The organism is Colwellia hornerae, from assembly GCF_007954355.1.
GTDB lineage: Bacteria > Pseudomonadota > Gammaproteobacteria > Enterobacterales > Alteromonadaceae > Colwellia_A > Colwellia_A hornerae.
In genome coordinates this window covers 12,409-34,570 of sequence record NZ_VOLR01000019.1, presented here as the reverse complement: position 1 = coordinate 34,570, position 22,162 = coordinate 12,409, and the positions used below count along the sequence as shown (strand labels likewise).

At 38.2% G+C, this 22,162-nt stretch carries 18 protein-coding genes; 7 read left to right on the top strand and 11 right to left on the bottom strand.

All coding sequences use genetic code 11. The features are described 5' to 3' along the window. Window positions 1-229 precede the first annotated feature (229 nt). Both ESZ26_RS13590 and ESZ26_RS19260 read left to right on the top strand, forming a co-directional pair. Window positions 230-1,534 (top strand): DUF3667 domain-containing protein, encoded by a 1,305-nt coding sequence (locus ESZ26_RS13590; protein WP_146800019.1) that lies wholly within the window; start codon window positions 230-232, stop codon window positions 1,532-1,534. Between the two features lie 323 nt (window positions 1,535-1,857). Continuing rightward, window positions 1,858-2,013, top strand: a complete 156-nt coding sequence (locus tag ESZ26_RS19260; protein WP_170246383.1) for a hypothetical protein — start codon at window positions 1,858-1,860, stop codon at window positions 2,011-2,013. 54 nt (window positions 2,014-2,067) lie between these two features. On the opposite strand, the gene lysS is transcribed toward ESZ26_RS19260, so the two are convergent. The 4 genes from lysS to dsbC form a co-directional block, all read right to left on the bottom strand. Beyond that, window positions 2,068-3,618, bottom strand: coding sequence for a lysine--tRNA ligase (gene lysS / locus ESZ26_RS13585; RefSeq protein ID WP_146800018.1), 1,551 nt, complete (start codon window positions 3,616-3,618; stop codon window positions 2,068-2,070). Window positions 3,619-3,681: 63 nt separating this feature from the next. Continuing rightward, window positions 3,682-4,780 (bottom strand): peptide chain release factor 2 gene (gene prfB / locus ESZ26_RS13580; RefSeq protein WP_170246382.1). Its coding sequence is split into 2 segments (ribosomal slippage): window positions 3,682-4,704 and window positions 4,706-4,780, totalling 1,098 coding nucleotides; the frame shifts between segments, so codons are not numbered across the junction. Window positions 4,781-4,931: 151 nt separating this feature from the next. After that, window positions 4,932-6,677, bottom strand: coding sequence for a single-stranded-DNA-specific exonuclease RecJ (gene recJ / locus ESZ26_RS13575; RefSeq protein ID WP_146800016.1), 1,746 nt, complete (start codon window positions 6,675-6,677; stop codon window positions 4,932-4,934). A gap of 99 nt (window positions 6,678-6,776) precedes the next feature. Beyond that, window positions 6,777-7,586, bottom strand: coding sequence for a bifunctional protein-disulfide isomerase/oxidoreductase DsbC (gene dsbC / locus ESZ26_RS13570; protein WP_146800015.1), 810 nt, complete (start codon window positions 7,584-7,586; stop codon window positions 6,777-6,779). 300 nt (window positions 7,587-7,886) lie between these two features. On the opposite strand from dsbC, the gene fldB reads away from it, so the two are divergent. The 4 genes from fldB to ESZ26_RS13550 all read left to right on the top strand — a co-directional run bounded on the left by fldB (window position 7,887) and on the right by ESZ26_RS13550 (window position 14,009). Continuing rightward, window positions 7,887-8,435 carry a flavodoxin FldB gene (gene fldB / locus ESZ26_RS13565; protein WP_146800014.1) on the top strand — a complete coding sequence of 183 codons (549 nt, stop codon included), beginning with the start codon at window positions 7,887-7,889 and terminating at the stop codon, window positions 8,433-8,435. Between the two features lie 84 nt (window positions 8,436-8,519). After that, window positions 8,520-9,761: an ATP-dependent RNA helicase SrmB gene (srmB, locus tag ESZ26_RS13560; RefSeq protein ID WP_146800013.1), complete on the top strand. Its 1,242-nt coding sequence runs from the start codon at window positions 8,520-8,522 to the stop codon at window positions 9,759-9,761. A gap of 190 nt (window positions 9,762-9,951) precedes the next feature. Continuing rightward, window positions 9,952-11,013, top strand: a complete 1,062-nt coding sequence (locus tag ESZ26_RS13555) for a FecR family protein (RefSeq protein WP_146800012.1) — start codon at window positions 9,952-9,954, stop codon at window positions 11,011-11,013. A gap of 170 nt (window positions 11,014-11,183) precedes the next feature. Further along, window positions 11,184-14,009: a TonB-dependent receptor gene (locus tag ESZ26_RS13550; protein ID WP_223271641.1), complete on the top strand. Its 2,826-nt coding sequence runs from the start codon at window positions 11,184-11,186 to the stop codon at window positions 14,007-14,009. 17 nt (window positions 14,010-14,026) lie between these two features. Here the strand turns inward: ESZ26_RS13550 and ESZ26_RS13545 are convergent, their stop codons facing one another. Both ESZ26_RS13545 and ESZ26_RS13540 read right to left on the bottom strand, forming a co-directional pair. Beyond that, complete coding sequence (locus ESZ26_RS13545) at window positions 14,027-14,497, bottom strand: LPP20 family lipoprotein (RefSeq protein WP_223271640.1); 471 nt, start codon at window positions 14,495-14,497, stop codon at window positions 14,027-14,029. A gap of 37 nt (window positions 14,498-14,534) precedes the next feature. Then, window positions 14,535-15,191, bottom strand: a complete 657-nt coding sequence (locus ESZ26_RS13540) for a FlgO family outer membrane protein (protein WP_070375998.1) — start codon at window positions 15,189-15,191, stop codon at window positions 14,535-14,537. Between the two features lie 195 nt (window positions 15,192-15,386). On the opposite strand from ESZ26_RS13540, the gene ESZ26_RS13535 reads away from it, so the two are divergent. Beyond that, window positions 15,387-16,550 carry a flagella assembly protein FlgT gene (locus tag ESZ26_RS13535; protein WP_146800010.1) on the top strand — a complete coding sequence of 388 codons (1,164 nt, stop codon included), beginning with the start codon at window positions 15,387-15,389 and terminating at the stop codon, window positions 16,548-16,550. A gap of 70 nt (window positions 16,551-16,620) precedes the next feature. Here the strand turns inward: ESZ26_RS13535 and arsJ are convergent, their stop codons facing one another. The 5 genes from arsJ to ESZ26_RS13510 all read right to left on the bottom strand — a co-directional run bounded on the left by arsJ (window position 16,621) and on the right by ESZ26_RS13510 (window position 22,161). Then, window positions 16,621-17,862 (bottom strand): organoarsenical effux MFS transporter ArsJ, encoded by a 1,242-nt coding sequence (arsJ, locus tag ESZ26_RS13530; protein WP_146800009.1) that lies wholly within the window; start codon window positions 17,860-17,862, stop codon window positions 16,621-16,623. Window positions 17,863-17,997: 135 nt separating this feature from the next. After that, on the bottom strand, window positions 17,998-19,023 hold the full coding sequence (locus ESZ26_RS13525; RefSeq protein ID WP_146800008.1) for an ArsJ-associated glyceraldehyde-3-phosphate dehydrogenase: 1,026 nt from the start codon (window positions 19,021-19,023) through the stop codon (window positions 17,998-18,000). Between the two features lie 22 nt (window positions 19,024-19,045). Then, entirely contained in the window at window positions 19,046-19,402 is a 357-nt protein-coding gene (locus ESZ26_RS13520; protein WP_146800007.1) for a metalloregulator ArsR/SmtB family transcription factor, read from the bottom strand. 215 nt (window positions 19,403-19,617) lie between these two features. After that, window positions 19,618-21,504: a DNA topoisomerase IV subunit B gene (parE, locus tag ESZ26_RS13515; RefSeq protein WP_146800006.1), complete on the bottom strand. Its 1,887-nt coding sequence runs from the start codon at window positions 21,502-21,504 to the stop codon at window positions 19,618-19,620. A gap of 57 nt (window positions 21,505-21,561) precedes the next feature. After that, window positions 21,562-22,161 carry a YqiA/YcfP family alpha/beta fold hydrolase gene (locus ESZ26_RS13510; RefSeq protein WP_146800005.1) on the bottom strand — a complete coding sequence of 200 codons (600 nt, stop codon included), beginning with the start codon at window positions 22,159-22,161 and terminating at the stop codon, window positions 21,562-21,564. Window position 22,162 lies beyond the last annotated feature (1 nt).

The following is a 22,162-nucleotide window of genomic DNA, read 5'->3' as shown; positions in this document are numbered from 1 at the left end:
TTTGGCTTTTCTATTACTATACTTTGTTTAATATATACGCATTAGCATAATAATAAACATAGTACATTCAACCCTATTTTTCTTGTTAGAGTAAACTTAGCAGATAGTTATACAGGCAGCACGAAATTAACTCAATTCATTTGTAAGTATTTATAACTTTTCATTCACACTTTTATAAACATAATGCTATGATTTTATTCTATTGTTTGTAATTATCCTTAAAACTTATATGCAAAATGCCGAGTTAGTTGAAAAAAATAGTGATGTGAACACCACATTATCATTACCTAAACAGCCTGATAACTTTAAAAGTTCAGCGAATAATCATTGTGATAATTGCCATCAGCCACTTAATGGTCCTTTCTGTGCTCAGTGCGGTCAACAAGCTGAGTCAACATTAAAATATTTTTGGGTAGTAATATTGCACCTACTTGATGATATTTTTAGTTTCGATTCACGTGCGGTTCGCACCATACTTCCATTAGTTACTCGTCCTGGTTTTTTAACCAATGAATATATTGCGGGTAAACGCGTACATTACGTACCACCATTACGTTTGTACTTATTTGTTAGTATTGTCTTTTTTATTACCCTAAAATTTTTTGTGCTCGCGGACAGTAATAAAATTTTAACGGTAAGCGACAATCAAACATCAATAACGCAAATTAAAGATCAGCTTGTTTTACTTGAAAAAAACAAACTTAAAGCCATGGATGCATCACCAATTAATACCGTTGATTTGTTAGTAATAACAAAAAGCATCACAAAATTTGAGACATTTTTAAAAGATATTAATAAAGATTACAGTATTGAAATAAACAGACCGTTAGTCGATATGACCAAAGAACTAGTCGATTTAGAGTTAGAACAATTTAAAGATGAGCAACCACTCAGCGGACATAAAAAAGAACGTTACGATTTATTAACCTCAAACATTACAAAATTTAAAAATGGCGAGACACTCGATAAGGTCGATAAAGCTTTTACCACCATAGGCAACAATGTCGATGGTAGCTTGTCTTTTGATTTTTTAAGTGAAGATAGTAATAAAAAACTCAATGCTTTTGCAGAGTCGCTGATCAAAAAAGCAGAAAAAGCCTTCCACTCTGATACCGCGCCATTAGTGCAAGAAGTTATCGGCAAATTACCTCAGTTGATGTTTGTTTTACTGCCGATTTTTGCGGTTTTATTAAAAATAATGTTTATGTTTTCCAAGCGACTTTATATGGAACATTTAACCGTTGCTCTGCACAGCCATAGTTTTATTTTCTTTACCATTTTGTTAGTAGAGTTACTCGATGTATTTGCTGGTTATAGTGAAACAGCTCTCCCCGTTATTACTGGTGCTATTGAATTTGCCAGTAAAGCCTTATTAACTTGGATCCCTATATATTTATTCATCATGCAAAAGCGTGTCTATAAACAAGGTTATTTCTTCACCTTTATTAAATATTCGTTGATAGGTACCGCTTATATGATACTTATTGGCTTCACAGGGGTAATTGCCTTCGTTTGGGGCTTAACAGATATTTAAATGACTGTTTCAGGATCTAGTCATTAACATCGCAAAAAACAGATACTGAAATAAATTCAGCATGACGACAAAAGGGATAACCAGACACTGTTCGTCTGAAACCGACTCTGTTATCCTGATACGTGCTCCGTCATCCTGATATCGATACTGAAATAAATTCAGCATGACGACAAAGGGATAACCAGACACTGTTCGTCTGAAACCGACTCTGTTATCCTGATACCTGCTCCGTCATCGTGATACTGAAACAAGTTCAGCATGACGGTTTCAGGATCTCGTCATTAACATCATAAAACATAATACATATACGTTCATTGCCATCCATGGCATCACGCTATACCGTTCATCCTGAACATATACGTTCATTGCCATCCATGGCATCACGCTATACCGTTCATCCTGAACATATACGTTCATTGCCATCCATGGCATCACGCTATACCGTTCATCCTGAACATAAAAGCCGGATAAGTGATTAACTTATCCGGCTTTTGTAAATAAAATGAACGCTTTAAAAGCGCTCTTTATAAAGGTTACTCAGCTAGAGGTCGCATATGAGGAAACAAAATAACATCTTTTATCGTTGGTGAGTCAGTAAATAACATCACTAAACGGTCAATACCAATGCCTTCACCCGCGGTTGGCGGTAAACCATATTCAAGTGCTTGAATATAATCTTCATCATAATGCATCGCTTCATCATCACCGGCATCTTTACCTTCAACTTGATTGCGGAAACGTGCGGCTTGGTCTTCTGCGTCATTAAGCTCAGAGAAGCCATTGGCTAATTCACGGCCACCAACGAAGAATTCAAAACGGTCGGTAATAAACGGGTTGTTATCATTACGACGTGCTAATGGTGAAACTTCCCAAGGGTATTCAGTAATGAAGGTTGGTTGGTCAAGCATATGCTCAGCAACTTCTTCAAATATTTCACAGATGTATTTACCTGGGCCCCAAACTTTCGATGCTTCAGTTTCTTTAACGCCCACTTTTTTAGCCATAGCTTTAAGTGCGTCGAAGTTTGCTTCTGGGTTACGTAAAATATTTTCGTCTAAGTCGTTACCGTATAATAAAATAGCATCAACCATAGATAAACGCGTAAACGATTGTCCGAAGTCATAGAATTTTTCTTCAACGACTTCGCCGTAGCTGTTCTTAACCGTATTACGAATAACCGAGCTACCCAGAACGTTTTCAGCAAGGGTACGTAACATATCTTCAGTAATGTTCATTAAATCAATGTAGTCAGCATAAGCTTGATAAAATTCAATCATAGTGAATTCAGGGTTATGACGTGAAGATAAGCCTTCGTTACGGAAGTTACGGTTAATTTCGAATACTTTTTCAAAACCACCTACGACTAAACGCTTCAAATAAAGCTCAGGTGCAATACGCATATACATTTGAATGTCTAAGGCATTATGAAACGTTTCAAAAGGTTTAGCCGTTGCGCCACCAGGAATGGTTTGTAGCATTGGCGTTTCAACTTCCATAAAACCACGAACCGTTAAAAACTGACGAATACCTTCAACAATTTTTGAACGAATAAGGAAAGTATTACGCGTTTCTTCATTGATGATTAAATCGACATAGCGTTGACGATACTTAGTTTCAACATCAGATAAGCCGTGAAACTTTTCAGGTAACGGACGTAAAGACTTAGTCAGTAAATGGTACTCGTCCATGTTGACATATAAATCGCCTTTACCCGACATATGCATAGTACCGGTAACACCGATAATATCGCCGATATCTAAAGTGCCCCAACGTTCTTTAATGTCTTTTTGCACAGTTTTGTGGGCATAAGCTTGGATGCGACCAGACATATCTTGTAGTACTAAAAATGGTCCACGTTTAGCCATAACTCGACCAGCGATGCTATAAGTTGCCGTCTCAGCTTCGAGAGTTTCTTTATCTTTCTCGCCATGCTCAGCTTGTAAATCAGCAGCGTAGTGTTTTCGGTCAAACTTGTTTGGATGGCCATTAGCCGGACAGTTTTCACGAATTTTCGCTAATTTACCGCGACGTTCGGCGATTAATTTATTTTCATCTTGCTGATTTACTTGTGCTTGGTCGGTCATTTTGTTTCTCGTTAACTTTTTAAGTTTTGATTGTCGAGCCTTGCCACGCAAGGCTCTTCTACTTTATAGACCAGATTTTAGGCTGGCTTCTAAAAATTTGTCTAAATCGCCGTCTAAAACTGCTTGGGTATTTCGATTTTCAACGCCGGTGCGTAAATCTTTAATTCGGCTGTCGTCTAAAACGTATGAGCGTATTTGACTACCCCAACCAATGTCAGATTTTCCGTCTTCTAATTCTTGTTTACCTTCATTTTTCTTTTGCATTTCCATTTCAAAAAGCTTGGCTTTTAGCAACTTCATCGCCGTTGCACGGTTCTTATGTTGAGAACGGTCAGCCTGACAAGCGACAACAGCGCCAGTTGGAACGTGGGTGATACGAATAGCTGAGTCAGTTTTATTAACATGCTGACCACCTGCGCCAGAGGCGCGAAAGGTATCGATACGTAAATCAGCAGGGTTAATATCGATTTCAATATTATCGTCAATTTCAGGATAAATAAATGCCGATGCAAATGAAGTATGACGACGTCCACTGGAATCAAAAGGTGATTTTCTCACTAAGCGATGAACGCCTGTTTCAGTACGTAACCAGCCATAAGCGTATTCACCGGTATATTTAATCGTGCAGCCTTTAATACCTGCAACATCACCATCTGTCACTTCAATCGCTTCAGTTTTATAACCGTGTGCCTCGCCCCAACGCAAATACATACGCATCAGCATTTCAGCCCAGTCTTGGGCTTCGGTGCCGCCAGAGCCTGATTGAATATCTAAGTAACAGCTATTTTCATCATGCTCACCAGAAAACATCCGGCGAAACTCTAATTTTTCTAAACTTTTTTCTAGCGCCTGAATTTCATCACTCGCATCGTTAAAGGTTTCTTCGTCGTCTTCTTCAACAGCAAGTTCAACTAAACCTTCAACATCTTCACAGCCTCGGTCCATTTCATCAATGGTTTCGACAATCGCTTCAAGAGAAGAGCGTTCTTTACCAAGTGCTTGCGCTCGTTCAGGTTCATTCCAAACTTCAGGTGACTCTAATTCACGCACCACTTCAACCAAACGCTCTGATCTTTGGTCGTAGTCAAAGATACCCCCGAAGCATATCTGTACGCTCGCGAATGTCTTTAATCTTGTTTAATACCGGGTTAGCTTCAATCATAGTTTATAATTTTACGTCGCAAATTTGGCGTCAAGATGCACGCCCGAAAGAATAAAATAAAATAATCGCGCATTGTAGCGTAATTTCACCGCTAAATAAACGATTTAACTGACTAAACTGGCTGAAAATAAAGCGCTGAATCGTCACTCTTTTATTCAAGGTACTCAACAATAAATTGCACACTTTGCTTACCGCGAAACTCGTTAATATCGAGACGATAGGCGAGATGCACTTGTTGAGTTTTATGGTCAGGCCAACGGCTTAAGTCAACATTAAAAGCGATAGCATCAAAAATTTGTCCCGCTTTTTCAACAACCAGTTTCAAATGTTTCTGGCCAACAATACGTTGCTGAACCAGTTTAAATTTATCGTCAAATAAGGGTTCAATAAAATTTTGTCCCCAAGGACCCGAGTCACGTAATAACTGAGCAAAAGACAAGGTCATCTCATTGGCGGGTAATTCACCATCTGAGGCGAGTGTCCCTTTGAGGTCGTCACTGCTTAACCAGAGCTCGGCATATTGATTAAATAAGCGCTGAAATTCTTCAAAGTTTTCTTCTGCTATTGATAAACCTGCCGCCATGGCATGGCCACCAAATTTAATAATAATATTTGGGTGTTGCGTGTCAATATGTTCGAGTAAGTCTCTGATATGTAAACCAGGAATAGAGCGTGCTGAACCTTTTATTTCACTGGTTTTGCCTACTTTCTCAAGAGGAAGATCATCACTCGTGCCAGCAAAAACAATACTTGGCCGATGATATTTCTCTTTTAAACGACCGGCAACAATACCGATAACCCCTTGATGCCAATCTTTTTGAAACAAAGAAATAGCGTGCGGTAAGTTATCATCAGAAAAGTTTAAGCTTTTCAATACTTGTTCTGCTTCTTGCTGCATGCCCTGCTCTATTTCTCGACGTGACTTATTTAAATCATCGAGATCAGCGGCCATTACTCGAGCCGAAGCAAGGTCTTTAGCAAGTAAACAATTAATACCGTACGACATATCGTCTAAACGCCCAGCAGCATTTATTCTTGGACCTAAAGCAAAACCAAAATCACTAGCCACTATCTTTTTCTGATCTTTACCGGCTATTTCCAGTAACGCTTGGATGCCTGGTCGCGTAACACCTGCACGAATTCTTTTTAAGCCTTGTTCGACCAGAATGCGATTATTATTATCAAGGGAGACAACATCCGCTACGGTTCCCAAAGCAACTAAATCAAGGAGTTGAGCGATATTAGGCTCTGCAACTTCTTTCTCAACAAACCAGTTTTTTTCACGTAAATATTTACGCATTGCCATCATAAAATAAAAAGCAACACCGACGCCCGCCAACGCTTTACTGGCGAAGTCACAGCCGACTTGGTTTGGATTAATAATCGCATCGGCATCAGGCAATGTCATGCCAGGTAAGTGATGGTCGGTAACAATAACACCTAGGCCTAATGACTTGGCTTTAGCGACACCGGCAACACAGCTGATGCCATTATCAACCGTTATTAATAACTCGGCGCCTTGCTTAGCGGCAATCTCGACGATTTCAGGTGTTAAACCATAGCCATATATAAAACGATTAGGCACTAAAAATTGATAATTATCACAGCCAAACAAACGTAAAGCCTCCATCATTAATGCGGTACTGGTTGCGCCATCAGCATCAAAATCACCAATAATTGCAATATTCTTATTTGCGACTAAGCCTTCATATAAAACCTGACAGCCTTGACCAATCCCTTTCAGACTTTCAATGGCACAGAGTTGGTTGACATTAAGTTCGAGTTCAATTGCGCTATCAATGCCGCGACTGGCGTATATTTGCTTAATAAGTGGATGAAGGTGATTGGGAAGATGGTTATCTTCAACTTTGGCACGGCGTACTATTTGCTTTTGCATAATGAGAGTTTCTGATGATTAATTCAATGAAAGTAACATAAAAAAATGGCAGGCTAAGGCCTGCCATTTAACAATAATTGTCGATACCGTTTGGCTGTTTTATCCTGCAGCTTTCATCTGTTCGAGGATAGTAATAAGAGCGTCGGGCTTTTGATAACCGGGTAACATCATACCGTTTTCTAAAATAACAGCCGGCGTACCACTAACCCCAACTTGGCGGCCAAAGTCAAACTCCTCTTCAATTGGTTTATCACATGTACGTTGTGCAACATTTGATCCCATTTTCGCTTTAGTTAATGCCTCTGCTGGATTTTCATGACACCAAATTGAACGTAAGTCTTTAAAACCTTGAGAATATTGACCAGAGCGGTCTTTCACACCTGAACGAGGGTAAGCTAAATAGCGTACTGTGATGCCTTTGTCATTATAATCGTCCATTTGTTCATGCATTTTACGACAGTAGCCACAAGTGATATCGGTAAAAACGGTAACAACATGCTTTTCGTTTTTTGCTGGATAGACAATCATCGCATCAGCAAACTTGTCCATACCATCAAGTCGAACTTGCGCTAAACTTGCTTCTGAATAATTGACAACTTTGCCGCCTAAACCATAAAGTTTACCTTGAATAAAAAATTGACCATCGGCACTGGCATAAAATAAACCTTGGTTAGTTATAAGTTCAACTAAACCAGGCATAGCTGATGGCTTAACAGCATCAATTTCTAGACCTAACATTAAACTGAGTTTTGCTTTTAATTCAGCCGCATCGAAATGGGTAGAATTATTAAGGGTGGGCGTGGTGGCTGTGACGCTATTTGTAGCAATAGTCGGTTGCTCTACAGCGAACACTAATCCAGCAACACCAATACAAACAGCCGCAAGGGCAAGGGAAATTTTCTTAAACATTAATGACTTCCTAAGAGTAGAACTAACAATCCGTAATCTAAGTGATAACACCAGATTAATTGGGCTATATAACATGACCGTTTCTTTGCCGCTAAAATTACAGGGAATTGGAATAAAATGCAATAAACCTAGCCATATCGCTATGTTAATAAGTGTAAACAGCCGTTTTATACCCATATAGATATTTTACTGCCTTGATATCAACTATCTGCTAAACTCTCGCCAAAATGGTGACTGTAATGTTAATCGGTCAATATTTTACTTTTTAAGCTCAAAAAAACAGATGCTAAAGGCTCCCTCATGAAAATTGGTTTATTTTACGGTTCTACCACTTGTTATACTGAAATGGCGGCAGAAAAAATTCAACAATATTTTGCAGACGAATCAAAAAACAAGACAAAACTCATTGTTGAATTGTTTAATATTAAAGAGACGCCACTGAGTAAGATTGACGATTTCGACCTGGTTATTATGGGTATTTCTACTTGGGATTACGGTCAAATCCAAGAAGATTGGGAAGGTCACTGGGATGATATCGCCACATTAGATTTATCAGGAAAAATTATCGCGCTTTATGGCATGGGCGACCAAATTGGTTATACCGAATGGTTTCAAGATGCGCTGGGCATGTTACACGAACAAGTCATTGCTCAAGATGGTTTTGTGATTGGCTTTTGGCCCAACCAAGGTTATGAGTTTGAAGCATCTAAAGCGCTCACCGAAGATAATAGTCAATTTGTCGGTTTGGCATTAGATGAAGACAATCAATACGAACAAAGTGATAAGCGAATTGCGCTATGGTGCCAGCAAATTCAAGAAGAAATAGCTGAAATTATTGAAAGTGAATAAAAACTAAAAATAAATAGCTTTAGCTAAATAGCCTGTTTCGCTTTATAATTCACGGCAATATTATCCTGACCGAAATTATACTTTATGTTTGAGCAATTTGACCTAGATTCAGCACTACTAGGCGGCATTACAAATGCTGGTTATAAAAAACCAACATCTATTCAAGAGTTGGTTTTACCTGTCGCCATGACAGGTAAAGATGTTTTAGCTTCAGCGCCAACGGGCACAGGGAAAACAGCTGCTTTTATATTACCTATCGCTCAACATTTACTAGATTACCCGCGTAAAAGTCCAGGCTTTCCTCGGGTACTTATTTTGTCGCCAACGCGCGAGCTTGCTATTCAAACCAGCGAGCAATGTACACAATTAACTGAATTAACTGATATTAAGACAGGGTTAATCACTGGTGGTGTTAGTTACGACAGCCATAAAGATGTTTTAACAAAGAACACCGACATTTTAGTTGCGACACCAGGTCGGTTACTCGAATATCTTGAGTCAGAACAATTTGAAGCCCGAGACATTGAAATACTTGTACTTGATGAAGCAGACCGTATGCTTGATATGGGGTTCTCTGATGCCATTAACCGTATTGTTGGTGAAGCTCGCTGGCGTAAACAAACTATGCTTTTCTCAGCTACCCTTGAAGGTGCTGGTGTTTTACGTTTTTCAAAAGAAGTGCTTAACGAGCCAGTATTCCTTGAGGCGCACCCTTCACGTAAAGAAAAAGCCAAAATTCACCAATGGCTCCACTTAGCGGATGACAAAGAGCATAAGTTTAAATTATTAATTAACTTGTTAAAACAAGAAGGCTTTGAACGTACGGTTGTTTTTGCCAATAAACGTGAAACAGTCCAGCATTTGTCCGGAAAACTCTACGCAGAAGAAATCCCTTGTGCTTGGCTTGAAGGTAAAATGCCACAAGACAAACGTAACCATGCGATTAACCGTTTACGCTCAGGTATGGTCAAAGTATTGGTCGCTACTGACGTTGCTGCTCGTGGTTTAGATATTGACGATATAACTCATGTTATTAACTTTGATATGCCACGCAAAGCAGATATTTATTTACATCGTATTGGTCGAACAGGCAGAGCCGGTAATAAAGGTACCGCTATCTCTTTAGTTGAAGCACACGATATGCCCGTGATTGCCAAGATTGAACGTTACATGGATGAACGTTTGTCACGTCGCAATATTGAAGGCTTAAAGCCACAATATAAAGAGTCTAAAATTGCGTTGAAAAAACCAAAAATCAAAATTAGCAAATCACAGAAAAAAGCTAAGGCGAAAAAACAAGCAAAACGTGCAAATAAAAAGAAATAAAGGTAAAGTAGAAATATAAGTAGGGTTTTCTAGTTTTGAATGCCCTACTGAACACATCACTTTGATGAGTATGCAAAGTAAGAGCTAATTAATAATAAAAATAACCGTTTGCTATTACGCTAGGATGCACGGCATGGTCGAATAAATATATCGATTTTTGTGTAAATTGAATGAAGACAAGATATTTATCATGACTAAAAGACAAGAGAGTAATGAAATAGAAGTGCGGGCCAAATATTGGCTATCTCGCATTGAACAAGGGTTGTCGCAACAAGAGCGACAAGCTTTTGTTGCTTGGGTTAATCAAGACAACAATCATCACTTAGCACTAGATAAATATTCACCATCGATAAAAACATCTAAACTACTTGCCGAATTTAATGGCCTATTTCCTTTAGAAAAAAGACACTCACCTCAATCTAAAAAATTATTGACGCAATTATCCTTGGCCGCCAGTGTTATTTTCTTTGCTATACTTACCAGTGAGTTTTTTTTAAATAAACCCGTATTTTCATTTTTTCAAACAATGTCTTCAGCAATTGTCTACCAACAGTTTTCGACAAACACGGGTCAACAAGCAAGTTTTAACTTACCCGATGGCTCACATGTTCGCCTTAACACCAACAGTTTATTAACCATTAGTTTTAGCGAAGGTCATCGTCAGTTAAATTTGATCAAAGGTGAAGCACTTTTTGATGTAGCAAAAGATAAATTACGGCCCTTTAGTGTTACCTCTGGCCAACAATCATTTACCGCTTTAGGCACCATTTTTAATGTACAAAAAAGTGATAATAATCATCTAGAGTTAATTGTTACCGAAGGACGGGTATTAATCGCTGACTCGAATGAGTCGTTACCAGTATTGGCTGAAAAAATAGCCAATACTGTTCATTACCCTGAAAAGAATAACATCATTGTTGCCGGTGAAAAATCGACTATAATCAATCAAATTCAATTACCTAAGAACAAAATGTCGCCGCAATCATTATCCCAAGAACTTGCGTGGCAAAAGGGCATAATTATTTTTGATGGCGAACCTCTGGCCACCGCACTTGATGAAATTAGTCGCTATACCGATGTTAAATTTATCATTAGAGATAAAGCGCTTGCTCAAATAAAAGTATCTGGTTATTTCAAGTCAGATGATGTTGCTGCCTTATTAGATTCAATTAGTTATAACTTTGACCTAAAATATACCAATAAAAATCACAACACCGTAGTTATCACCAAAGCAACTGACCCCATAATTTAATGGTCAACGCCTTAAAGATGCTATAATTAAGTACAATGAATGAAAATTATAAATAGAAGGTGAGCTTTCTGTATTCAACGATAACGATCACGGCATTAGTCGGCACCTTGCTAAACTATTTATTTAAGGAAAGAAAAAAACAGCAACGTCGTGTTCTTTTAATAAAAAAAGTGACACAATTTTTTTGCTCACTCTTTATTATTTCTCCATTATTTTTTAGCTTAAATACCCAAGCTAAAGCACAAACTATTGCCCCCAACATCATTCACTTTACTGTCACCGCTCAATCTGTTGATCAAGCATTAATTAAACTTGCCCAGCAAGCCGATCAGACCATTATATTTTCTTATGATTTAACCCGAAGTTTTAACAGTAATGCCATAGATGGCTATTACTCGGTTTCTTTGGCTTTAAGGAAACTCCTTAAAAACACAGGTCTTCATGCTGAAATAAACGATAAAGGCCAATGGTCGATAAAACAAAAATATAATATTGCTGCGCAGAGAAAGTCAAAACTAAAAAGTAATATCAAAAAGAAAGTCAAAGCTATTGAAAAAATAGCCATCGTTGGCAGTCATATTAATGGCAGAACCGCAAAAGAGTTACCTGTTCCTGTTGATATTATTTCTGCTGACACTTTACGTAATAGTGGCCAGATCAATCTTGGCCAAATATTACAAGCACTGGTACCTTCTTTTAATTTTTCTCGTTCTGCGATAAGTGATGGCAGTGACGTATTACAACCCGCGACATTAAGGGGCTTAGGACCCGATCAGACCCTGATATTAGTCAATGGCAAGCGTCGTCATCAAGCGAGTTTAATTCATATTAATAGCTCTGTTGGGCGAGGTACAGCAGGAACAGATATGAACGCTATTCCAGTGACAGCCATTAAGCGTATTGAAGTTTTACGTGATGGTGCAGCCGCGCAATATGGCTCAGATGCAATTGCTGGCGTTATTAATATCGTGCTAAATGACAGTAGTGAACAAGCAACCTTAGTCACATCAGCAGGCGCTTATCAACAAGGCGATGGTCAAGATTATCAATTATCTTATACACAAGGTTTAGAGCTAGATGATGATGGTTTTATCAACGCCACCTTAAGCTTAGTCGACCACCAAAGCACTAATCGTTCAGGTTTACATGGCGCCTGCCAATTTGCTCAATGTACTCAGTTGGATAATGGTCATTGGCAAACCGATGATCCTCGAGAGTTATCAGCTAACCGAGCAACCTTTCGTATTGGCGACCCTTCTTATCAACAACTTTCATTTGCCGCAAACAGCGCAGTTGAACTTAATCAAGGTCAACTTTACGGCTTTTTGACCTATTCACATCGAGAAAATCAATCTGCCGCTTTTTTTCGTCACAGTGCTAATAGCAATGAAAATCCCTTATTAGCAGATGGTCAAGCCGCTATTGCTCAAGGTTATTTACCCAAAATAGATTCAGATATAGAAGATATGTCATACAATTTTGGCTATAAAGTGTCTTTTGATAATGACACCGCCATTGATATTTCATATACCTATGGCAAAAACCAAATAGACTATACCACCAGCGACTCACTCAATGCCTCTTACGCTAATTATCTATTAAATACCAGTGACTTAACAATGGATGAACTTCGTGGACAACTACCAAAGTCTGCTTTTGCCTATGGGCTATCATTGTCACTGGAAACAGTTAATTTATTATTTAGTCAAGACTATGAAAATTATTCGCTGGTATTAGGTTCTGAATTTCGCCAAGAAATATACCAAATAATACCTGGTAAACCCTACAGTTTTAAGGATTATGATACCGAGAGCAATCAAGCATTGTTTGAGCATGATGCTGCCGGTGGTATTCAAGGGTTTCCGGGGGTTGCACCTGAACTTGCCGTTAATGAAAGCCGGGATGTCGTTTCAATTTTTGCGGAGTCGGTAACGAAAATAAACGACTTTATCGAACTCAGTGCTGCCGTTCGTTATGATGATTACGATATATTTGGTAACAGCAGTAATACAAAAGTTGCGGTACATTGGCAAGTAAGTGACCAAGTTATTTTACGTGGAGCCTATAGCACAGGCTTTCGTGCGCCTTCAATGCAACAAATGTATTTCAATAACATTAGCACCCAGTTTATTGTTGACGAAAGTGGCTCATTATTGAGTGAAGAAGTGGAAACCTTTAGAAATGATAGCAGCTTAACCACACGTCTCGGTGTGCCAACACTCAAAGAGGAAGAATCGGATAACCTCAGCGTAGGTTTGATATACAGCCCAACCCAAAATATAGATATAAATATTGATTTTTATCAGATTGATATCAACGACCGTATTGTCATCAGTAGTAAATTAGGCATGGGGATATCACCATTACTCGATCAAGCTTTTGCTGAAGAGTCCGTTACCAAAGGGCAGTTTTTCTTAAATGGAGCCGATACAGCCACTCAAGGTACTGATATTGTCGCTACTTGGCAGACCCAAGCTTTTTCTGGAGATATTAACTTCACCTTAGCGGCAAATTTTACTAATACCAAAGTGACTAAGTTATTCACCCCTGATCACAGCACACTGCATACCATTGCGGTTACAGAGATTTTTTCACAGCAAGATATTTCTATTATTGAAGAGTGGCAACCCCGTAATAAAATAAGTTTGCATACTCTCTATAAAAACCAACACTGGACCGTCAATATATTACTAAATCACTATGGTAAATATACGATAACAGATGGGGGTAAACAAACTTATGGCGCAGAACTATTAACTGATATTAGCGTTAGCCATCAAGTGTCAAAAAGCCTTGCTATCACTGTAGGTAGTCATAATTTATTTAATGTTATGCCTGATAAAAATAGCATAGGAAATTCTCGAGGTGGCACGATTGAAGATCAACAGGGTAATATCATTGTTGATAGCACAGGTGTATTTAAATATTCGCGCCGCTCAGCCCCTTTCGGTTTTAACGGCGCTTATTTTTATGCAAGTCTGCAGTATGATTTTTAAGAGCATGCTGTTCACACTTAATAATAGGTAACCGCTTTAATTTCACGTTTGGGTGAAGAAGCTAAATAAATATTATAAACATCTTCAAAATCTAGACTTAACTCTGTGGTATAACTATCGCCAACGGGATAGCTTTTAATCACTTTAGCTGCGCGGATAATACCTTGAACTGACGCTGACACTTCATTTTTACCCATTATCAGTTGTGACATAGTCATTTCACCATTTATTTTTTGCCCATAAACTTGTTCTGCAAGTTCTGCATAGGCGGCAAGCTTTGAGGCATTAATCGCCATCAACATGCGCTGCGTTTCATGTTGAGAGTTTTGCAAGCTTATCGGTGCTTGACCAATAGCATGCAATACTGGGAAAGTTTCAGGTTTAACACTTTGCCATTGTACGTGTTTGTCATAAACACTAGCACAGCTGGCAAGTAACAAAACCAAACTACCCGCGGTTAATATATTAAGCATAATTTTTTTCATCATAAATACCAAAAGTTAGTCCTACATCAATGTAAAAAAACTAGTTAACAATTTTAATTGAACGTTCGTCTTCTGCCAACATAACGCTGTTTCGAATGATTAATCCATCTTTTATCCGCACACTTTCATCTTGATTAATCTGTTCACCTATTACCCAACTTGGAATAAAAGATTGTGCCGTGGCAACAACAACACGTGATTGCATACCAATCATCCGAGCATTGATCATCACACCATTTTCTTGTTCCATCATGGTACCGGTTACAACATAGTCAATAATCTGCCGCTCTGGTAGTTCTTTCCAATCGCGACTAAAAACATAATCACCTTGGGCAGTGACACGAATATGCCCTGTCGTTTTAAAATCAATAACGACTAAACCATGACGCTGTAATTCATGAACAAAGTTCTCTGATATTTGATTACCCAGCCAATTAGTTGACTCAAGGTTTTCTAATTCGACAAAAGAAGCTACCGCGATAGGTGTTTTAGGGTTTACAAAAGAGCTACTTTCAAGCATCTGATAAGTAAGCCCTTTAACAACATCTGCTATCGCATGTCTAGGTAAATTGAAACTGTCAATTTCACCTCGCACTTCTTGCTTTGATTTATAAAAATTATCTTCATCACTCATCATATTCATTGATGAACACGACATCAACGTTGGAATAAATAATGGAATAAGCCACTTTTTCATTGAGCTCCCCTTAATCGCTTTGCAAGCGAATAATCAGTTTGGCAGTAATATCGATAAACGACATCAAATAGTTTCTAATATAAATAAAGCACAAATCGCGCCAATCTATAAAGTTACCTGTGCATTAAAATAAGTGGGCATAGAAACTGCATATTCGACAAGAGATATTAAACCCTTTTGACTGACGGACTTCATATGCGCTTATTTATATCAGCTCTACTTTTATTTTTTATTACTCATTCTGCTGATGCCCAGTGGTATGAAGCTCAGGGAAAGTCAGTCATAATGCAGGGCAATGCCGAACGAGCAAAAACATTAGCTATAGAGAATGCATTAAAAAAAGCCTTATTAGTTGCTGGTGCTTCAGTATCGAGTGTGCAAAAAACGGTTAACGGATTATTGACACAAAATGAAATAAATATTCGCGCCAGCGGTACTGTTAATTCTTTTGAGCTGGTTGATGAAACTTATGAGGGCAATTTGGTCACCGTAACCATTCGTGCTGACATCTTCCCACAAAGTAAACAGTGCTTCTCTTCTGATTATCGAAAGTCTTTATTAATAACCCGTAGTAACTTAATGCATAGAGAGCAAGCGAGTATCGGTAAAGTTTATGCGCTAGATAATAAATTGATGGCTAAGCTTGCATATAAGATTAACAACCAAGGTATTTATCTAGACACCAGATTGTTGTTAAAAGAGAAGTCTCAGTTCTCAAGATTAAATAACAGCTTGCAAGTTGAAGCAATAAAAAAGCTAACGATGTCGTTAGCTAATATCAGCGATACTCAATATGTGATGTATTCTGAAATTAATGACATCAGCTTTGCACAAGCCTCGACCAACGGCTGGCAATTTTGGCAAGAAGATGTATTTAACCGCCAGTTTAGTGTCAGCTTATATATTTACAACGGGAGTAATGGGGAATCTGTCTTTACGAAGCAGTACCGTAGTTCTGCGCCATGGGAATTTGGCAAACGTCAGCAAGTTGATGTGCATAGCGAAGTCTTTTGGCAAAGCCAATACGGAATGGCCATTGAAAAAGTTTTAGGCGATATGATCATTGATATCGACGAGAATATGATGTGTCAGCCTACTCGTGGCAAGGTAGTGCAAATAGCCGGTAATTCATTAACCATTAATTTAGGCAAAAGACATGGCGTAAAAGTTGGTGATGAGTTTTCTCTATTGCACTTAAATAATATCATTACTGACACAGGAAAAACCTATGCCGGCTTTAATGTAAGTCCTTACACAGTCAAAATAACGCAAGTATCCCAGCAAAGTGCACAGGCAATGACCACTGAAGGGCAGTTACTGGGTAACATTCAATTAAATGATTTAGCAGTGCGTTACTAACTTCATTGCTATATTGAGGGTTAACGTTAACAGCATGCTGTTATCGTTAACCTTGTCACTATTTTACGCTTTATCCGTTCACCACAGTAATACGTTTAATCAATAAAGCTGACAGTCCTGCAAATAAAGCGGAAATAATTAAACAAGTGATCAGGTTAGTCAATTGATAAATAACACCTGACATCACGGTACCTAATAACCTTCCCAGGGCATTGGCCATATAATAAAAGCCAACATCCATAGAAACGCCATCTTCTTTCGCCATGGCTACAATCACATAGCTATGCAAGGCTGAATTAATAGCAAAAACAGCCCCAAAAATAAATAAACCAGCAATAATGATGATTTCAGCACTGATGTTGAGCTTGGTCGCATAAAACATCAACAGTGCTAACAACAAGGTGACACTGGATAAAATAATACCCCAAGTAAATAATAAATGACCGTTGATATTATGTTGGTTATTTTTAATAAAAAATTTAGGTGTTGAGCCTTGAACAATGCCGTAAGCAATAATCCATAACGCCATAAAAATGCCAACATTAGTATGTTGCCAACCTAAATTACTGACCAAATATATCGGTAATGCGACAACAAACCAAATATCCCTGGCGGCAAATAAAAATAAGCGTGCACCCGCCAAATAATTTAATGATGGGTGAGTTGAAAATATCTCTTTAAAGTTAACTTTGTACTTTGCCTTACCTAAGTCACCTTGTAATAATACTAGGCTAAGTACAAAAACAATCGCTAAAATACTGGCCATAATCACCATGGCTGCTGAAAATCCCACGGTACTTAGTAACCATGCACCTAGAAAAAAACCTATGCCCTTTAAAGCGTTTTTTGATCCCGTCAGATAAGCAACCCAACGAAAAAGAACAGCATGATGTTGGTTGTTATTGGTCGTTGGCACCAGCGTTTTTATACTACTTTTAGCGCTCATTTTATTAAGATCTTTGGCAATACCCGACAGCGCTTGTGCCAACATAACCCAGATAACGGTTAAGTATTGTTCAGGAACTGTCAGCATTAATAACGCAAAAACTTGGCTAAACAAACCAATATTCATGGTTTTATTTAAACCAATCCGCGCCCCTAACCATCCACCAACTAAGTTGGTGATCACACCAAAAATTTCATAAAATAAAAATAACATCGCGATGGCAAGCGGGGAATAACCTAAATGATGAAAATGCAATAACACCAGCATACGCAAAGCGCCATCGGTTAAGGTAAAAAACCAATAGTTAGTGGTAATTAATAAATACTGTTTTACCGCACTAGGCAGAGCGATTATTTTGTTTAGCATAAAGGTACCAGTGATGGTATTTTGCAATTGATGTTGGCGTATGCCGATCAATCATCGAGAGTATTCATAGTAGACTGACGCCAAGGTTATTATTCGTTTAAAAACGTTAGCTTCAGTCTATCAAGATTCTAGGTACTAGTTATTAATATCAGAACGTCCAACTAATAACATTAACTCTGCAGCTCGATTGGCATAGCCCCATTCGTTGTCATACCACAAGTACATTTTTAATTGGGTATCGTTAACAACCATAGTTGATAACGCATCAACAATGCATGAACGTGGATCCGTTTTATAATCAACAGATACTAGCGGACGTTCTTCATAGCCAAGTATATCTTTTAGCTCTCCTTGCGCTGCAGTAGCCATTAATTGATTAATTTCTTTAACTGTTACGGCTCTATTTAGCTCAAAGACACAGTCAGTTATTGAGGCATTCGCTAACGGAACTCGCACAGCATGACCATTTAATTTACCCTTAAGTTCGGGAAAAATATGGGTAATAGCGGTTGCAGATCCAGTCGTGGTTGGTATTAAACTTTGACCACAAGCTCGCGCTCGACGTAAATCTTTATGGGGTGCATCAAGGATAGTTTGCGTATTAGTGATATCATGGATAGTGGTCATGCTACCGTGTTTAATACCAACACTGTCTTGGAGAACTTTTACCACTGGCGCTAAACAATTAGTGGTACAAGAAGCGGCAGTGACAATTTTATGCTCTGTTTTGTTATAGAGGTGATGATTAACGCCCATAACAATATTTAAAGTCCCCTCTTCCTTTACGGGTGCAGTAACCATAACCCGTTTAACACCTTGTGCTAAATAAGCATTTAATAGTTTAGTTGTTTTCATCACACCAGAGGCTTCAACAACAACATCACATTGTGACCAATCTGTTTGAGCTATGGTTAAATTATGGCTAATGTTAATGGTATGTTCACCGTCTTCATCACAGACCATCATTTGATTATTATCGACTTGAGCATCAAACTTCCAACGACCGTGAACAGAATCAAAATTCAGTAAGTGTGCTAATGTTTTAGCGTCACCGGCGGGATCATTAATTTGAATAAACTCTATTTCTGGCCATTGCCATGCCGCTCGTAAAACTAAACGTCCGATACGGCCAAAGCCGTTAATACCTACTTTGATTGTCATGATTTATTCCTATTTATTAATCTTATTCGCAACATTTTTGCTGTCTGCTTGGACGATTGCCCATTTCAATAAGGTTAGTTATACATGCGGTTAAATATACTTGATTGTTAAGACACGATAACTCGATGACTTCTTTTTGCCAAAGTGGCATTTCATCAACGAGACTATAAAAAACCCAGCGCCCTACTTTTCGTTCGCAGAGAAGTTTATGCAATTTAAGTTGGGCAATATGACGTGATATTTTAGGTTGGGATAGAGACAATGCGGTCGTTAATTCACAGACACACAGTTCCTTTTCCATCTGTATGAGTAAAATAATTTTTAGCCGAGTATCATCCGCTAAATTTTTAAAAAATTGAACCGCTGTAGCATTATTCATAAATGGTGACAGTAATTATCCGAACGTTTATTTGAAACATACATAAAATAACAATATACAAATAACATATGACTTTACATATATATGAAAAAACATATGTTATTTCATAACGAGAGAATATGCAAATGCAGCGTTCAAATAAATTAAGTTATAGAAAAAATGAGCAAAAAAAAGCATGAGTTAACTCATGCTTTAATTCTCAAAAACTAAGCTTACTAGATCTCTACCATATCGCCTTTACTTTGCAGCCATGTTTTTCTATCTGGGCTACGTTTTTTTGACAGCAGCATATCCATAAGTTCCATCGTTTCAGAGTGTTCATCTACCGTTAATTGCACTAAACGACGCGTATTTGGATCCATAGTCGTTTCGCGTAGTTGCAAAGGATTCATTTCACCCAAGCCTTTAAAACGTTGCACATTGACTTTACCACGTTTTTTCTCAGCTTCTATTCGGTCTAGAACACCGTCTTTTTCGGCTTCATCTAAGGCATAGAAAACTTCTTTACCGACATCGATACGGTAAAGTGGCGGCATCGCCACATAAACATGACCGCGCTGTACTAAGGGTAAAAAGTGTTGCATGAATAAAGCACACAATAAAGTCGCGATATGTAGACCATCAGAGTCAGCATCAGCAAGAATACAAATTTTACCGTAGCGCAATTCTGACAAATCATCGCTATCGGGATCGATGCCTAATGCCACCGAAATATCATGGACCTCTTGTGAGGCAAGTATTTGTCCGGAGTCTACTTCCCAAGTATTTAAAATTTTACCTCTAAGCGGCATGATCGCCTGAAACTCACGATCTCTCGCTTGTTTAGCACTACCTCCCGCCGAGTCACCTTCCACTAAAAAAAGTTCTGTACGAGCGATATCTTGGCTGCCACAATCGGTTAATTTCCCAGGTAAAGCAGGCCCTTGAGTCACTTTTTTACGAATAATTTTTTTACTAGCACGTAAACGACGCTGAGCGTTTGAAATACAAAATTCAGCAAGATTTTCTGCTATCTCGGTGTGTTCATTTAGCCATAAACTAAAGGAATCTTTTACCACGCCAGTAACAAAAGCAGCACATTGGCGAGAAGATAAACGTTCTTTAGTTTGTCCAGCAAATTGGGGTTCTTGCATTTTAACCGATAAAATATATGAACATTTGTCCCATATATCATCTGGTGTTAATTTAACACCACGAGGAATGAGGTTTCTAAATTCACAAAACTCTCGCATTGACTCCAATAAACCTTGGCGTAAACCGTTAACATGAGTACCTCCTTGAATGGTTGGGATCAAATTAACATAACTCTCTCCAATCCCCTCTCCACCTTCAGAGAGCCAAGTTACCGCCCAATCTGCTGTTTCATGCGAAGAAGAAAAAGTACCGACAAAAGGGTCTTCAGGTAAACAAATACAGGTTTTAAGAGAATCTTTAAGGTAGTCGACTAAGCCATCTTCGTAATACCATTGATATTTTTTATCTTCATTTTTGTCATGAAACTTAATGGTCAAGCCTGGACATAAAACAGCTTTCGCTTTTAATAAATGTACTAAGCGACGCACTGAAAAATTTGCTGAGTCAAAATATTTAGGATCAGGCCAAAATTTTACCCGTGAACCGGTATTTCTTCGACCAACCGTCCCCGTTTCATGCAATTCTTCAACTTTTTCACCATGCTCAAAGGCCATTTCATAGACTTTACTGTCACGGCGTACCGAAACATCAACGCGCGTAGAAAGTGCGTTAACAACAGAAATACCAACACCATGCAAACCACCAGAAAATTGATAGTTTTTATTGGAAAACTTACCGCCGGCATGAAGTTTACAAAAAATAAGCTCAACACCTGAAACGCCTTCTTCTGGATGAATATCGGTTGGCATGCCTCGACCATCATCAATAATTTCGAGTGATTGGTCTTTATCAAGCACTACAGTGATATTTTGCGCATGTCCGGCCAAAGCCTCATCGACCGAGTTATCAATAACTTCTTGGCCTAAATGATTGGGGCGAGATGTATCTGTGTACATACCTGGACGATGTCGTACTGGGTCTAAACCACTGAGAACTTCAATGGAGTCTGAATTATATTGTTCGCTCATTTAACTATTCTAATAATGATTATGATTAAAAAATGTTTTAATACCTATCGGTCTACTTTATTGACTCGGTGGGTATAGATTAAAAAACATCGCAATTTTAGGTAACACTTTCGAGTAATCAATAAAGCTGTGATCCCCGCCTTGCTGGACAATTATTTGGCAGTCGCGATATTTATCGACAGCTTTTTGATAATCTAACACTTCATCGCCTGTTTGTACCATGACCAAGTAATTATTTTTTGAAATAAATTGTTGTTCAAGGTTTTTTAATGTCTCGATAAAGTGTTTTTCAATGTAATAAACGTCCTTGGTATAAGGATTAGTTTGTTCACCTAAATAATCGGTTAATAACTCAAAAGGCTTAACTGCCGGATTAATTAATACCGCTTTACCTTGATATTTTTCTGATAAATACGTTGAAAAATATCCACCTAGCGATGAACCAATAAAACACCAAATATTTTTTTTATCACTTTTTGAGTCAATTAATGTCGTTAACTGTTCAATAACAGTCGTTGGTGACGAAGCTAACTGAGGGCTAAAAAATGAGACTTCGGGAAAATGTTCATTAAAGTATTGCTTTGTCAGTTGCGCTTTCATCGATTGTGGCGATGAATTAAAACCATGTAGATATAAAATATTAATCTGCTTAGACATT